Origin of the sequence: Acidaminobacter hydrogenoformans DSM 2784, assembly GCF_900103005.1 — a bacterium.
GTDB lineage: Bacteria > Bacillota > Clostridia > Peptostreptococcales > Acidaminobacteraceae > Acidaminobacter > Acidaminobacter hydrogenoformans.
This window is the reverse complement of sequence record NZ_FMWL01000013.1, coordinates 1-14389: the sequence shown is the minus strand read 5'-3', so window position 1 is coordinate 14389 and position 14389 is coordinate 1. Positions and strand designations below refer to the sequence as shown.

Here is a 14389-nt window from a genome sequence, read left to right as displayed (position 1 = left end):
GTTAAAGGAGGCTTTCCATGGACCCCCATGATAAAGATCAAACGCCCTATGGCCTTGAGCCTGTTGAGCAGCCTGAAAATCCTATGTCATTTTTTCAGAAGGCCATTTATGTATTTATCCATCCTGTAAAGGCTTTTGAGGCGATCCGCCTGAAGCCGGATGTCTTTTTCCCATACAGCGTCAACGTATTGGTGAGTGCCTTGTTTGCGCTGCTGACTATGAACCTCATGCGGGATTATACGCTGGACACCTTGGCAGCAACTTATCAGCAAATGGGTGTGGATATTCCAGCGAATGAGCTGCAGAGCTTTGTCAAGATGACTATGATTTCAAGCGTGGTCGCTATGATTGTTTTCAGCGTCTTGGCCCCATTCATCAAAGGTGCGTTCGCGCATCTGATCAGCATGGCTTTTGACGCGAAGACAACCTTCAAACGGAGCCTGTCTGTCGTGGCCTACGCCTATCTGATCATGATGCTTGGCACTTTGATTCGCATCCCTATAGCGTTGCTTACAGAAAATTATCTCTTCACGTTCTCACCAGCGCTGCTGTTAGCGGGGGCAGCGCCTACAGATCCGCTTTACGCGTTTTTATCCGCCTTTGACTTGTTCACGATCTGGTATCTCGCCGTTTCAGTCATTGGTTTCAAGACGGTACACAGGCTCAAGACCTGGCAGGCGGCGCTCGTCGTTTTGATCCCGTTTGTGATGTCACTATTCTCGTCCTTGATACCGGCACTGACCGGTACGGCGTAGCCGCGAAGACTTCTGGGCTATACGCTGTGAAGCCATAAGCCAGAAGCTAATACCATATGCCATGTACTTTGGGTATATGGCTCGGAAATGCCGAGAGACAGACAAAATTCGAACTTGACAGGTTGCGCTGAGCATCAGGAGGAAAATCTATGAAAGCATTGCTGACCCTGGCCATTGAGACCAGCTGTGATGAAACCTCAGCCGCGGTTGTACGAAACGGCCGAGAGGTTTTGTCGAACATTATTTATTCCCAAATTGATCTTCACAAGCTCTATGGCGGTGTCGTCCCTGAAATTGCGTCCCGCAACCACGTTGAAAAAATCAGCGGGGTCATAGATGAAGCCCTTCGCGCGGCGGGCTGTACCTTTGAAGAGGTCGACCAGATTGCGACAACTTACGGCCCAGGCCTTGTAGGCGCGCTGCTCGTGGGTCTATCGACCGCGAAAGCCTTGGCCTTTTCACTTGGGAAGCCGCTGATTCCGGTAAATCACATTGAGGGGCACGTCGCGGCAAATTATATTGCCCATCCGGACCTGGAGCCGCCCTTTGTGGCGCTGATCGTCTCCGGCGGCCATACTCACCTGGTGAAAGTCGTGGATTACGGTCATTACGAGATTCTGGGCAAAACCCGGGATGACGCGGCGGGAGAAGCTTATGACAAGGTGGCGAGAGCTCTTGGGATAGGCTATCCGGGTGGTCCGCAGATCGACCGTCTCGCCAGGCTCGGAAATAGGACAGCGATTCCATTTACCAGAACCTATCTGGATCAGGACAGCCTGGATTTCAGCTTCAGTGGTTTGAAATCTGCTGTGCTCAGCTACCTGAATCAGATGAAGATGAAAGGGGAGCCAATCGTCATTGAAGACGTAGCGGCCTCTTTTCAGGAAGCCGTAGTGGATGTGCTGACGGATAAGGCCGTCGCGGCCGCTTTGAGATCTCAGGTGAAGACCTTGGTACTGGCGGGCGGCGTGGCAGCGAATTCAAGGCTTAGGGAAGTCCTGGACCTGAAGACCAAAGCAAATGGCCTCAGGATGCTGTATCCGCCTATTGAACTGTGCACGGACAATGCGGCCATGATTGGCTGTGCGGGGTATTATGCTTATAAGAATGGCCATATTGCGGATATGACCTTAAACGCGGTGCCAAATTTAACGCTGGATCTTCCGGCATTCTGAATAGTATTAAGACTTCATAAGTCTATAAAAAAGCGGGTGTTGCAGGCACCCGCTTTTTCCTTATGTTAACCCCATATAAATAACAGAAAATTCTGAATAACACATTTTTTCTGTGGATGACTTTGTGGATAATGTGGAAAACAACGCAAAACCCCTTCGAACATACCTGTTTGAGAAAAAAAGCCTGTGGATAGACTGTGTATGGTGTAGGGATGAATAATCTGACATTGTATATACATGAATAATGTTTCTAAAACGGCAGTTTGGGACATTTTGAGATGGCCACTGCGTAAGTCGTTCAAACCATTCAATTCAAAACGCGAAAAAACACGTAAATTTCTGAATTTTGACAGCGGCAAATAATTTACAGACTGTTAACACGAAATTCATCCATATCTATCAATTCTCCTGTAGGATCAAGCCATGAGAAAAGCATAAAACGATCCGCGCCGGAAAAAGGAAGAGGCGTGTGGAAAAGGAGAGAATGGCAATGATTGATACCATTATTTTTGACTTTGACGGCACTATTATAGACACGAATTTTATTATTGAGAGAGGGCTTAACTTGTTTTCAAGAGCCTACAGGGGTACCCGGCTGTCTCCGAAAGAACTGGAACAGCTGACGGGCAGACCGCTCTTTGATCAGATGGCGGCGATCCAGCCCCACCGGGCAGAGGAGATGACAGACCGCTTCAGAAAGTGGTACGCGCAGCGCCACGATGAACTGACTCAGGCCTTTAACGGCATGGACGAGCTCTTTGAGGATCTGCGCCAGTTGGATTTCAAACTGGCCATAGTGACGAACAATAGCCGTGAGGGTGTTCAGATGGGCCTTGAGCACCTTGGCATGAACCATTTGTTCCAAGCCGTGATCACCTGTGATGATGTCCTTGAAAAGAAACCTTCGCCAGAGGGTGTCCATTTGGCCCTTAAGCTCCTGAATGCCAGACCTGAGGAAGCGATTTTTATTGGCGACAGCTCAGGAGATTTGATTGCCAGCAGACGGGCGGGTGTCGTGAATGTCCTCGTGGGATGGTCCTCGATTAAGCGGGAGCTCCTTTTGACCCACCAGCCGGACTTCATAATCGAGCATCCCCTGGAGCTCCTTGAAGTTGTGAGTTTAATGGAACAGCAGATTGCCTGATCAACAAGAAAAGCCCGGCCATCAATTTGGCCGGGCTTTTTCACGCTGTTCACTTATCCGTTTGATCAAAGAATCGCTTATTTTACGCTTTCCAAATAGTCCACGATCTGACCGACGGTCTGCAGACGCTCCGCGATGTCATCCGGAATCTCTATGTCGAGCTCATCCTCAACGGCCATGATGATTTCAACCGCGTCCAGAGAATCTGCGTCCAGGTCATCCCTGAGATTGGTGTTCAGGGTGATTTTGTCTGGATCTGTAATTGCAAGCTGTTCTTCAATGATGCCTTTTATCAGTTCAAACATTCAGGTGCCTCCTCATACGGTGTTTGGATAATCACTATTCTATTATAGCCCACAGCCTAAATTTGTCCATAGGCTCAAAGTCCAATATCCCGGTGCTATTCCTCGAGATGCTCGCTCCAGCGCTCATAAAGCGCTTCGATTTCAGACTTCAGCGCCTCGCTGGTTTCAGTCAGGCTGAGAAGTGCCTGATGATCCTGGGAGATGCTGACGTCGCACATTTTCTGCTCGATTTCGTGAAGCTCGTTTTCCAGCAAGTGCAGGCGCGTCTCCAGGCTTTGTAGGTCCCTTTTCCTGGCCCGCTCTTCCGATAGTCGTTCCTTCTCCCTGCGCCGCTCTTCCTTCTGCTTTGTCTTATTGACCACCGTCTGTTCTGGGTCGTTTTCCAGCTTCTGATTGGTGGAGAGCTTTTCTTTGTAATCATCATAGTTGCCGAGGTAAAGCGTCGTACCGTCCGGCTTCAGCTCTATCAGCCGGTTGCACAGGCGGTTCAGGAAATAACGGTCGTGGGAGATGGTGATAATGGTGCCCGCGTAGTTTTCAAGGGCAGACTCGAGGGCCTCCTTAGACTGGATGTCCAGGTGGTTGGTGGGCTCGTCCAGCAGCAAAAGATTGGCCTCAGAGAGCATGAGCTTAAGCAGTGACAACCGCCCTCTCTCTCCGCCGCTGAGCTGGGAAACGACCTTTTGGACGTCATCCCCAAAGAAGAGGAACGCGCCAAGGAGTGTGCGAATGGCCGTCAAATCCAGCTTGGGGTCTGCGTCAGAAATTTCCTCGAGAAGCGTATGCTCCGGGTTCAGGTTGGACTGCTCCTGATCATAAAGTCCAATTTCGACCTTGTGGCCAAGCTTATAATACCCATCATCAGGCTGGACCTTGCCGCAAAGGATATTGAAGAGCGTCGTCTTCCCAACCCCGTTTGCGCCAATCAGGCCTACCCGGTCGCCCCTATAGACAAAGAGCTCCGCTTCCTTAAAAATCTCCCGACCGCCATAGGATTTGGACAGGTGCTCCGCGGCAAGAACGTCTTCGCCGCTTTGGATCCGCTGCGTCAGCCGGAGCTTTGTCCTGCGGTGATCCTCGACAGGCCGGTCGATCCGCTCGACCTTATCCAGCTGCTTTTCACGACTGCGGGCCCTCTTGGCCAGCTTCTCGGTGCCGTGCTGCTTGAACCTGCGGATCATGTCCTCCTGACGCTCAATCTCACGCTGCTGCTTTTCATAAGCCTTTATCTCAGCGTCAAACCGCAGGCGCTTTTCCCTGGCATAGTCGCTGTAGAGGCCATTGTATTCAGTGAGCTTCCCGTTCTCGATCTCGTAGATCTTGTTGACCAGCTGGTCGAGGAAGTAGCGGTCGTGGGAGATGATCATCATGGTGCCTGGATAACTTTTCAGGTAGCTTTCCAGCCATGCGCAGGCATCTATGTCCAAGTGGTTGGTCGGTTCGTCCAGCAGCAGCAGCGCCGGCTTTTTCAGAAGCAGCCTGCCTATGCTGAGCCGTGACTTCTGTCCGCCGGACAGCTCGTTCAGATCTCTTCCAAACTCGGACTCCTCGAAGCCAAGTCCCCTGAGGACCCCTTTGACCTCGCTTCTGAACGTGTAGCCCCCGTCCTTTTCAAAGGCCTCCAGCTTGTGGGCATAATCCGCCAGGCGCTTGTCGTTTTCCTCCTCCGCCGCCGGGTCTGCGCCGGCGATCTCGTGTTCAAGCGCCCGAAGCTCCGCCTCGCGGTTCAGCATTTCTGAGAAGATGGACATGGAAAAATCCAGCAGCGTCTGAGGCTCCGTGGAAGGGACGATCTGCTCCAGGTAACCGAACTCACTTTCCTTTGCCCTGTAAAGGGTGCCGCTGTCGCTGCTGATCTGCCCCGTGAGAATCTTGAAAAGCGTCGTTTTGCCGGCCCCGTTGCGCCCAATCAGGCCGACCCTGTCCCCTTGGGACATCGTGAAAGAAATGTCCTCAAAAATCCGGTCGACCCCGTAGTATTTTGTCAGGTTGTTACAAGATAAGGCTATCAAAATAACCGCTCCATTCTAATACAAATTAGCTTCATTTTATCATAATCCAGCGTGACTTAACGCTAAGTCCCAAAAAAACCTCTGAAAAAGATTGCTGCCGATGGTCATAAGATCCCCAATTCCGTAAACGTGTTTATTTCGTTTGGCCCCTGATTTGTTATTAAATTGACATATAGATAAAATCAGTGATATAATTTTTTTTAAGATCTTAAAGGATGTGAGGATGAACGTATGGCATCAAATCAGAACATTTCAATGGCCGTAATACGAAGACTGCCAAAATACCACCGTTATTTGAGGGAACTGCTCGACAAAGATGTCAAGAGAATCTCTTCCAAGGAATTGAGCGAGATCATAGGGTTCACAGCATCCCAAATTCGTCAGGACCTCAACAATTTTGGCGGCTTCGGACAGCAGGGCTATGGTTATAACGTCGAGGATCTTTACAATGAGATCGGGAAAATTTTAGGCTTGACTAAGAATTACAATACTATTATCGTTGGCGCCGGAAACTTGGGCCAGGCTCTTGCGAATTATGCGAGCTTTGGCAGGTTCGGCTTCAACCTGGTAGGCATTTTTGACATTAATCCAAAGCTTATTGGCCTCAAAATCAACAATGTTGAGGTCAGGGATATGGATGAGCTGAAAGCCTTCGCCAGCGAGACGCCTGTTGATATAGCCTACATCTGTACCAGCCGTTCTGGCGCTCAGGATGTAGCGGATGCCCTTATGGAATGCAAAATAAAGGCGGTCTGGAACTTCGCGCCAGTCGATCTGAAAGTAGATGATGACGTCATTGTAGAAAATGTCCATCTTATTGACAACTTGCTTACGCTGACCTACTTTGTGAAAGAGCAGTAAAAACGTATGACAAGTAAAAGTACTGCCGTAAAATCAGTCAAACTGGTTAAACGGCAGTTTTTTTTGTTCTCGATTCAATAATTCAGTGTATAATGTGAGTGGGTAAACATAGGGTCGATCATTGAGGAGGATTCTTTATGAAAGAAGTTGTCATTGTCAGTGCAGTTCGGACCCCTGTTGGTTCATTTGGTGGCTCGCTCAAAGACATAACACCAGTGGATCTTGGCGCGCTGGTCATTCGTGAAGCGCTTTCAAGAGCAAAGGTGTCACCTGAAGCGGTTGACGAAGTGCTCTTTGGCTCCGTGCTTCAGGCGGGTTACGGTCAGGGTGTCGCACGTCAGGCCTCAATCAGGGCAGGCGTACCGGACAGCGTACCAGCAGCGACCATCAACATGATCTGCGGGTCTGGACTTAAAACCGTGTCCATGGCTGCGCTGAGCATCATGGCGGGGCAGAATGAGGTCGTTGTGGCGGGCGGAACCGAAAACATGAGCATGGCACCTTATCTTTTGCCATCCGGGCGCTGGGGGCAGCGCATGGGTGACGGAAAGACTTACGACGTCATGGTCAACGACGGGCTTTGGTGCGCTTTTAACGATTACCATATGGGAATTACAGCAGAAAATCTGGCGTCTCAGTTTGAAATTTCGAGAGAAGCTCAGGACGCTTTTGCAGTGGAGAGTCAGCGCCGCGCCTTTGAAGCACGTGAAAGCGGACGCTTTGATGAGGAGATTGTGCCAGTTCCAATACCTCAGAGAAAAGGCGATCCGGTGATGTTCGCAAGAGACGAATATATCAGAGAAGGCGCAACCCTTGAAAGTATGACAAAGCTGCGTCCAGCTTTCAAGAAAGACGGAACTGTCACAGCCGGAAATGCTTCCGGAATCAATGACGGCGCAGCCGCATTAGTTCTGATGAGCAGGGAAAAGGCGGACGCCCTTGGCCTTAAGCCGTTGGCTGCTGTCAAATCCTTTGCCTCAGCCGGCGTCGATCCTTCCATTATGGGCTATGGGCCAGTCCCAGCAGTGCGCAAAGCCCTTGAAAAAGCTGGTATGACGGTGGATCAGCTGGATTTGATTGAAGCCAACGAAGCCTTTGCGTCTCAATCCCTTACGGTCATGAAAGAGCTACAGCTTCCAGCGGAGAAAACCAACGTCAATGGCGGCGCGATTGCCCTTGGCCATCCTATTGGTGCCAGCGGCGCCCGCATCCTCGTCACGCTGCTTTATGAGATGCAGCGCAGAGAGGCTGGGACAGGCCTCGCGACGCTCTGTATTGGCGGCGGAATGGGTGAAGCGTTGATCGTGGAAAGATAGGCAGGGCTATGAATTCTTACAGGCTTTCGATTGAGCGTATGATCGAAAAAATCATGTCCAAGATCCTGCGCTATGACCGCATGTCCTTTGCGCTGGATCAGCAGCAGCGTCAAGCGCAAGTGACGCTGGTGGAGCTCTGGCTGCTCAAAGAGCTGGGGCGTCAGCCGCTGTCCATCCAGGAAATCGCGCAGCGATTTGATTTGAAACGTGATTTAGTCTCCAGAAGTGTAGAACGTCTCGACAGGATGGGTCTGGCAGAGAAAGTCGTTTCCTCTGAAGATCAGCGTGTAAAACGGATTGGGTTGAGTAAAGCTGGCGTTAAGGCCCTGGTAAGCTGGAGTGATCATGAGAAAGCCTATCTGGATTACGTTTTGGAAGAAATGACGGTCAATGAACAAAAAGCGGTGCTCAAATTTCTCAGCCGGGTCAATCAGCTGACGGTTGAGAAGTATGATTTGCAGGTATAAACAAAAAGAGAAGGAGAACGTGGTATTAATACACCATGTTCTCCTTCTTTCATGTTTGTGTTTTTCGCTTCCTCAGACCTTACTTAGGCTGTGGCGCGTCAACTGGGCAAACGTTTGCGCAAGCGCCGCAGTCGATGCAAGCAGACTCGTCAATCACGTAGATAGAATCACCAGCAGTGATGCAGCTTACCGGGCACTCTGGCTCGCAAGCGCCACAAGAGATACAAGAATCCTGAATTACATATGCCATGAAAGGACCTCCTCAATTATGTAGTTGCTGGCAGTGTGGCCAGCGATACCGAAATTATATCGGTATAAAGCATCCCATAGCAATGCTATTTGACAAAAAATACGAAAAAGTGCTTAAAGAAGAATGATTATCATTATAATTACAAGGCAAGCCACATTACGACTTCGATTAACATAAAAATCAATTGAATCCACGATATACAGGCGACTTTCTGATATAATGAAAGTGAATTCAGGGAAACGGGGCAGAGCATTCTGAGCGGCTTTGACGCCCGTGGTCTCTCAGGAGTGATCAATTATGAAGGTATACGCCCTCGTTGGCAGCAGCGGAACGGGAAAAAGTCACCAGGCTATGCACGTCGCACATGACTATGACATCCAATACATTATTGACGACGGCCTTTTGATTGGCGATTCTAAACGAATAGCCGGGAAATCCGCCAAGAAAGAAGCGACTAAGATGGCGGCAGTGAAGCGGGCGATTTTTTTTCACCGCGACCATCGGCAAGAGGTCAGTGAAGCGTTGGAAGGGCTGAAGCCCAAAAGTTTAATGATTTTGGGGACCTCCGACAGGATGGTGGAGAATATTGCCCAGAACCTCGGGCTCCACGGCATTGACGTGTGGATTCGGATTGAGGAGGTTTCTACGCCAGAGGATATCCAAATGGCCAAGAGTCAAAGGCTGAAATATGGGAAGCACATTATCCCGCTGCCTTCCGTTGAAGTGAAGCGCGATTTCAGCGGTTATTTTCTGGACGCGGTCAAGACGATCATTCGCAGGCGAGATCATTCAACAGTGATCGGTGAGAAAACCGTCGTGCGGCCAACCTTCAGTTATTTGGGGAAATTCAGCGTCTCAAACAAGGTGCTGGCACAAATCGCGAGCTACGCTGCGGAAGAGGTGTCCCTGGTGCATTCAGCGGAGAAATCTAAGGTCATTGAGCTTGGGGAGGGTCTTGAAATTCATCTGGAGCTCGACCTGAAGCCGCCATACCGGATGCTGGAGACTGCGGCCGAGGTGCAGCTGAAAGTTTCGGAGGCTATTGAGGAAATGACAAGAATTCAGGTGATCAAAGTTTTGGTCTATATAAAAAGTTTGAAAATTCAGACCGAAACCTTGTATTGACACTGTTGCAGGATGTGTTAAAATGTCAGTGTGAGAATGTTTAAATTATAACAATATATGAATTTTAATAATTATCGATTGAATTTCACTATAATTTTTAAGTATGACGTGAGGATTCAACAATTTTATAATATACACGGTCCGCGCAAGGTTCTGCAGTAAAATTGCAATAAACTGCAACAAAACTGGGTAGTTAAGCATACCGGTCTTCATCGTCGCATTCCGGGGGTTGGATGGCGTTTCTTTCGTGAAAACTGGTAAGCTTCACAATAACTAGATTTAAGGAGGCCTATAAAGTGGCAGAAAAAACGTTAAATCCATTTGAAATCGCCCAGCAACAAATCAAGGCAGCATGTGATGTTCTTGGTGCAGAGCCTGCGGTATTTGAGCTTCTCAAGCAGCCGCTCAGAGTACTCGAAGTTAATTTCCCGGTCAAGATGGACGACGGTTCTATTCGCATGTTCCAGGGCTTCAGATCCCAGCACAATGATGCAGTTGGTCCTGCTAAAGGCGGCATCCGTTTCCACCAGCACGTTACTTATGATGAAGTTAAAGCACTGTCCATGTGGATGTCTTTCAAATGCGGCGTTGTAGGCATTCCTTACGGCGGCGGCAAGGGCGGCATTACTGTTGACCCTGCAACGCTTTCCCAAGGCGAGCTCGAGAGAATGTCCCGTGCTTACGTAACTGCAATTTCCCCAATTATTGGCGAGAAGAAAGATATCCCTGCGCCAGACGTCAATACGAATGGTCAGATCATGTCTTGGATGGTTGACGAGTACAGCAAGCTCAGAGGCGAAAACGTTCCTGGCGTCATCACTGGCAAGCCAGTTAACTTTGGCGGCTCCCTTGCGAGAAACGAAGCAACGGGCTACGGTGTTGCTCTCATGATGAGAGAAGCAGCGAAATACCTTGGCATGAACCTCAGCGACCTCAAAGTTGCGATCCAGGGCTTTGGCAACGTTGGCAGTTTCGCGGCATACTTCGCGCACAAGCTTGGCATCAAGGTCGTTGCAGTTTCCGACTACTCATGCACACTTTATAAAGAAGACGGCATCAACATTGAAGCGCTCATGGATTACTCCACTAACGCTCCAAATAGATTTATCACTGGCTTCGGTCAAGGCACTACTGAGCTTGACAGAAATGAAATCTTTGGCATTGCCAGCGACATCTTCGCACCTTGCGCCCTCGAAAACTCCATCACAATGGATAACGTTGGCAAGATCTCTGCCCGCATTGTCATTGAAGGCGCCAACGGCCCTACGACTCCAGAAGCGGACAAAGCGCTTTATGAGAGAGGCGTCCTCCTTATTCCGGACATTCTTGCAAACGCTGGCGGCGTAACCGTTTCTTACTTCGAATGGGTTCAGAACCTTATGAACTACTACTGGTCTTTCGAAGAAGTCCAGGAGAAGCAAGAGCAGCTCATGGTCAAAGCGTTCAACGATATCATAGTCATCAAAGAGAAGTACAACATTGATGTCAGAAAAGCAGCTTATGTTATGTCCATTAAGCGCATTGCTGACGCTATGAAGCTTCGTGGCTGGTACTAATTTCTGATTCAGAGCTACAAGACATTTAAAAGGTTCATGGTTTGCTTGCAAAAGCAGATCATGAACCTTTTTTTATGTCGTTGAGCGGCATGAATTTACTCCCGCCAGGTAACTTATTGAGCGCCAAATATGAGCTGAAGGATTAGCGTGGGGCATTGGACTGTTTTTCGTGAGCCAGCAAATGTTTATCTGATCTGCAGGTTTATAGGATTCTCATAAACTGAAGCGTGTAATTCAAGCAAGTCATTTCGCCCGCTTGAGGATATCTGTTTCAGCAACCTACACGTTTGTTTATAAGAATACAACAAGATAATCGGTTGTTAATAAGATCTATTTGTGATATTCTTATTCCATATACATAAACAAAATGGGTGGCACTCCGTATGCCCCTTTATCGATAAATCATGGAGTGGCACATCGTTTGGCTGTGAAACACTACTATACGTCTCAACTTTTCAGGGGTGAATTTTTATGATAGATGAAACGGGCGTTTCTATAAAAGATATTCTTAAAATGAAGGTGCTGGAGAAGTCCAAAATTGTCGCGGGTGAAGACGGCGTCCAAAATGTCGTGACAAGAGTCAACGTCATGGCGGATCCGGATATATTAAGCTGGGTCAACGAAGGCGAATTCCTGCTGACAACAGGGTATTTCTTCAAGACGACTTCCCTCGAGGATCAGCTCAACCTGATTGAAGTCAGTGCTTCAAAAAAACTCAGCGGCATAGGGATCAAGGTTTATCCTTATCTTGAACGATTGCCATCAGAGCTCGTGGAGCTGGCGGATCGCTTAAAATTTCCCATTGTCGAGATTCATCACGAAATTCCATTTTCAGATATAATGTCACCTGTGTTTCAAGAAATTTTTGAGCGTCAGACCAATATCCTGAGAAAAGTTGAAACCCTTCATCATGACACCATGAATGTGGTCCTCAAGGGTGGCGGCGTCAAGGATATTCTGAAGAGTCTCATCAAATCCATAGAAAATCCTGTCCTCGTCAAGGATTATCACTTTGAGGAATTTATTCATGACGGGGAGCGGGAGCCTGAGCTCTGCGCCCTGTTTGAAGAGAATGTCAGACATTCCATGCGCTCAAGCGCGTCCGTGAGCAAGCAGACGAAGACCATGACGGACCGGGTCGTGATCAATGGCAAGGAAATGGACAGGGTCATGGTGCCGGTGATGATTAAAAATTCTGTTTATGGTCACTTGGTAGCCTATGGCTATGAACGAGAGCTGACGAACTTTGACGCCTTATATATGGAGTCCACGGCCAATGTCATTGCCCTGGAATTTTTGAAAAGGCTATCCGTGCAAGAGGTTGAGAACAAGTACAAGACAGAATTTTTCGAGGACCTGGTGTCCTTGGATGAAAAGAGAAAGCAAAAGGCGCTTGAAAGAGCCAATTATTACAGGTTTGACAAGGAAGCCTTTTACAGCATTATGAATGTCAGAGTCAGTAAGGGAGATTCCAGTATTGCTTCTGATGAAGAATACAATCAGCAGCTGACCAAAGTCATGTTCCTGATTGACACCATCTGCCGAAAAGAAGGCCGGACCTACCTGATCGCGAACAAAGGCAAAAAAATCAACGTCATGACCATGTGGAAGAGCCCGGAGGAATATGCCAAAGAGTTCAAAAAGCTGGCGGAGGAGACTGAGACGGTCCTCGACGGCAAAATGGGACATATCAGCTACAAGGTCGGCATTGGCCGGCTGTACAAAGGCCTGGAGGAAGCATACAGGAGTCTTTACGACGCGGATAAAGCGGTCGAAGCCTCCAAAACTTACATTAACGAGCGCGTTATAGATTTTGAAGCGCTGGGCATTTACAAGATTTTCTGCCAGGACCACCTGAAAAATGAGCTGACCAGCTTTTACGAAACGACCCTCGAGCCCCTTGTCGCCTATGACCGCAAACGTGACACGGAGCTGGTCAAATCCCTGATGGTCTATTTCGAAACCAATGGCAATTTGAAAAAGATGTCGGAGCTTCTGTTCACCCACTACAACACCGTGCTCTACAGAATTAACCGGATTCAGGAGATCACCGGCAAAAGCCTTGAAAATGAGGGCGACCGCTATGGCCTCCAGACGGCTCTTAAAATCATGAGGATTCTTGACCTTTAGGTTGAACTTTCGTGCTCAGACGAAGTTTTTCACGAAAATCAAGGCAGTATTTGTTTTAATCTCGTGAATATTCAAAATAATTTCGTTAAAAAACTACAATAGAAAAAAGGAAGGAAGCGCGTGCCCGGCACCGACTTCCTTCCTTTTTTCATATATTAAGAGTGTTTTTGCCGATGGTCACGAGAACCAAGCGCCGTCAAAGCCTAAACTCCTGATCCAGGCTTACTCTTCAACCAGCGCAACCGCTCTGATTGGAGAGCCTGAACCGTCCCGAATCCTCAGTGGCAAACCGAAGTACAGGAACCGCTTGTTGACAATCTGATCCAGGTTGCACAGGTTCTCCGTATTGGTCATGTCGTATTCGCCGCAGATCAAGTGACCGGAGAAATTGATATCATCAGGGTGGTCAATGGCCGGGGCGTCAACGCCAATGTTGACCACACCCCGCTCTGCAAGCCACTTAGCGGCTTCGTAACTGAGGCCTGTGTATTCTGTCTGCCACTTATCTGTACCAAAGTTTCGGTCAAAATGGCCCGTATACATAAGGACTATATCCCCTTTAAGTATTTCCTGGCCAGACTTCTTGACAGCGAGCTCAAGGTCTTTAGGCTCGATGTAGCGGTCAAAGCGAATATGGGACAGATCAATACAGATCGCGCTGCCCCAGAAGTGGCTCATAGGCATTTTGTCTATGGTGGCGCCGCTTGGCTTATACTCCCAAACCGCGTCACAGTGTGTTCCGCCGTGCTCGCTGATCAGAATGTTTCGGGCAGAAAAACCAAGGGCTTTGCTGCCTGTCTGATTCATGTTTTCTTCATGGGTCATATTGGTCATGATAAAAGTTGGTTGGTGCATTGGAAATACTGACATTCCCTGAAAGATTTCCTGAGAAAGGTCAATGAGTTTCAACTGTCTCATTCTTCTACCCCCTGATATTTTGACGCAGTATTGGATTAACTGCCTTCATTATATCAAGAATATGAACAATGAAAAAAATATTTTAGGGATCATGGGTTTCGGGTATAACATTAGTGCTGTGAATAATGTAAAAACTCCATAAGGTAATTGCGACGAACTTCTGATATAAATGTAGTATATGAAAATCCTTTATGGACAATCAACATCACGGCAGGTTTTCCACATAAGCTAAATTTTATGGTTAAGAAGAAGGAGGCCACCCGCAATTATGAAAACAGATGTTCAAATCGCACAGGAAGCACAAATGATCCACATTAAGGAAGTTGCTGCCAAAGTCGGACTTTCAGAGAACGACCTTGAGCTCTACGGCAACTA

Annotated in this window: 13 protein-coding genes; 9 read left to right on the top strand and 4 right to left on the bottom strand. The window is 48.3% G+C overall.

Translation table 11 applies throughout. The features are described 5' to 3' along the window. Positions 1–17 precede the first annotated feature (17 nt). The 3 genes from BLP63_RS11385 to BLP63_RS11375 all read left to right on the top strand — a co-directional run bounded on the left by BLP63_RS11385 (position 18) and on the right by BLP63_RS11375 (position 3074). The gene (locus tag BLP63_RS11385) at positions 18–755 is read left to right on the top strand and encodes a Yip1 family protein (protein ID WP_092591659.1); all 738 of its coding nucleotides are present in this window, start codon (positions 18–20) and stop codon (positions 753–755) included. Between the two features lie 149 nt (positions 756–904). After that, positions 905–1930 carry a tRNA (adenosine(37)-N6)-threonylcarbamoyltransferase complex transferase subunit TsaD gene (gene tsaD / locus BLP63_RS11380; RefSeq protein ID WP_092591657.1) on the top strand — a complete coding sequence of 342 codons (1026 nt, stop codon included), beginning with the start codon at positions 905–907 and terminating at the stop codon, positions 1928–1930. A 469-nt stretch (positions 1931–2399) separates the two neighbouring features. Then, on the top strand, positions 2400–3074 hold the full coding sequence (locus tag BLP63_RS11375) for an HAD family hydrolase (RefSeq protein WP_092591655.1): 675 nt from the start codon (positions 2400–2402) through the stop codon (positions 3072–3074). A 77-nt stretch (positions 3075–3151) separates the two neighbouring features. On the opposite strand, the gene acpP is transcribed toward BLP63_RS11375, so the two are convergent. Both acpP and abc-f read right to left on the bottom strand, forming a co-directional pair. Continuing rightward, positions 3152–3379 (bottom strand): acyl carrier protein, encoded by a 228-nt coding sequence (gene acpP, locus BLP63_RS11370; RefSeq protein ID WP_092591653.1) that lies wholly within the window; start codon positions 3377–3379, stop codon positions 3152–3154. Positions 3380–3474: 95 nt separating this feature from the next. Further along, a complete protein-coding gene (abc-f, locus tag BLP63_RS11365; protein WP_092591651.1) occupies positions 3475–5391 on the bottom strand; it encodes a ribosomal protection-like ABC-F family protein in 1917 nt (638 codons plus the stop codon). 231 nt (positions 5392–5622) lie between these two features. Between abc-f and BLP63_RS11360 the strand changes: the two genes are divergently transcribed. From BLP63_RS11360 to BLP63_RS11350, 3 genes are all read left to right on the top strand, one after another. Then, positions 5623–6252: a redox-sensing transcriptional repressor Rex gene (locus BLP63_RS11360; RefSeq protein ID WP_092591649.1), complete on the top strand. Its 630-nt coding sequence runs from the start codon at positions 5623–5625 to the stop codon at positions 6250–6252. Between the two features lie 137 nt (positions 6253–6389). Beyond that, entirely contained in the window at positions 6390–7568 is a 1179-nt protein-coding gene (locus tag BLP63_RS11355) for an acetyl-CoA C-acetyltransferase (protein ID WP_092591647.1), read from the top strand. Between the two features lie 8 nt (positions 7569–7576). Next, positions 7577–8035, top strand: coding sequence for a MarR family winged helix-turn-helix transcriptional regulator (locus BLP63_RS11350; RefSeq protein ID WP_092591645.1), 459 nt, complete (start codon positions 7577–7579; stop codon positions 8033–8035). Between the two features lie 79 nt (positions 8036–8114). Here the strand turns inward: BLP63_RS11350 and BLP63_RS11345 are convergent, their stop codons facing one another. Further along, positions 8115–8285, bottom strand: a complete 171-nt coding sequence (locus tag BLP63_RS11345) for a DUF362 domain-containing protein (protein WP_092591643.1) — start codon at positions 8283–8285, stop codon at positions 8115–8117. A 297-nt stretch (positions 8286–8582) separates the two neighbouring features. Here BLP63_RS11345 and BLP63_RS11340 point away from each other — a divergent pair, with 297 nt between their 5' ends. The 3 genes from BLP63_RS11340 to BLP63_RS11330 all read left to right on the top strand — a co-directional run bounded on the left by BLP63_RS11340 (position 8583) and on the right by BLP63_RS11330 (position 13096). Then, a complete protein-coding gene (locus BLP63_RS11340; protein WP_092591641.1) occupies positions 8583–9410 on the top strand; it encodes an Asp23/Gls24 family envelope stress response protein in 828 nt (275 codons plus the stop codon). Positions 9411–9706: 296 nt separating this feature from the next. After that, entirely contained in the window at positions 9707–10966 is a 1260-nt protein-coding gene (locus BLP63_RS11335) for a Glu/Leu/Phe/Val family dehydrogenase (RefSeq protein ID WP_092591639.1), read from the top strand. Positions 10967–11437: 471 nt separating this feature from the next. After that, positions 11438–13096: a PucR family transcriptional regulator gene (locus tag BLP63_RS11330; RefSeq protein WP_092591637.1), complete on the top strand. Its 1659-nt coding sequence runs from the start codon at positions 11438–11440 to the stop codon at positions 13094–13096. A 222-nt stretch (positions 13097–13318) separates the two neighbouring features. Here the strand turns inward: BLP63_RS11330 and BLP63_RS11325 are convergent, their stop codons facing one another. Then, on the bottom strand, positions 13319–14014 hold the full coding sequence (locus BLP63_RS11325) for a cyclase family protein (RefSeq protein WP_092591635.1): 696 nt from the start codon (positions 14012–14014) through the stop codon (positions 13319–13321). Positions 14015–14389 lie beyond the last annotated feature (375 nt).

Bases quoted from the DNA above. Each gene is read 5' to 3' on its own strand.
- BLP63_RS11385 (WP_092591659.1), top strand. From the start codon at position 18: ATGGACCCCCATGATAAAGATCAAACGCCCTATGGCCTTGAGCCTGTT.
- tsaD (WP_092591657.1), top strand. From the start codon at position 905: ATGAAAGCATTGCTGACCCTGGCCATTGAGACCAGCTGTGATGAAACC.
- acpP (WP_092591653.1), bottom strand. From the start codon at position 3,379: ATGTTTGAACTGATAAAAGGCATCATTGAAGAACAGCTTGCAATTACA.
- BLP63_RS11360 (WP_092591649.1), top strand. From the start codon at position 5,623: ATGGCATCAAATCAGAACATTTCAATGGCCGTAATACGAAGACTGCCA.
- BLP63_RS11355 (WP_092591647.1), top strand. From the start codon at position 6,390: ATGAAAGAAGTTGTCATTGTCAGTGCAGTTCGGACCCCTGTTGGTTCA.
- BLP63_RS11350 (WP_092591645.1), top strand. From the start codon at position 7,577: ATGAATTCTTACAGGCTTTCGATTGAGCGTATGATCGAAAAAATCATG.
- BLP63_RS11345 (WP_092591643.1), bottom strand. From the start codon at position 8,285: ATGGCATATGTAATTCAGGATTCTTGTATCTCTTGTGGCGCTTGCGAG.
- BLP63_RS11340 (WP_092591641.1), top strand. From the start codon at position 8,583: ATGAAGGTATACGCCCTCGTTGGCAGCAGCGGAACGGGAAAAAGTCAC.
- BLP63_RS11330 (WP_092591637.1), top strand. From the start codon at position 11,438: ATGATAGATGAAACGGGCGTTTCTATAAAAGATATTCTTAAAATGAAG.
- BLP63_RS11325 (WP_092591635.1), bottom strand. From the start codon at position 14,014: ATGAGACAGTTGAAACTCATTGACCTTTCTCAGGAAATCTTTCAGGGA.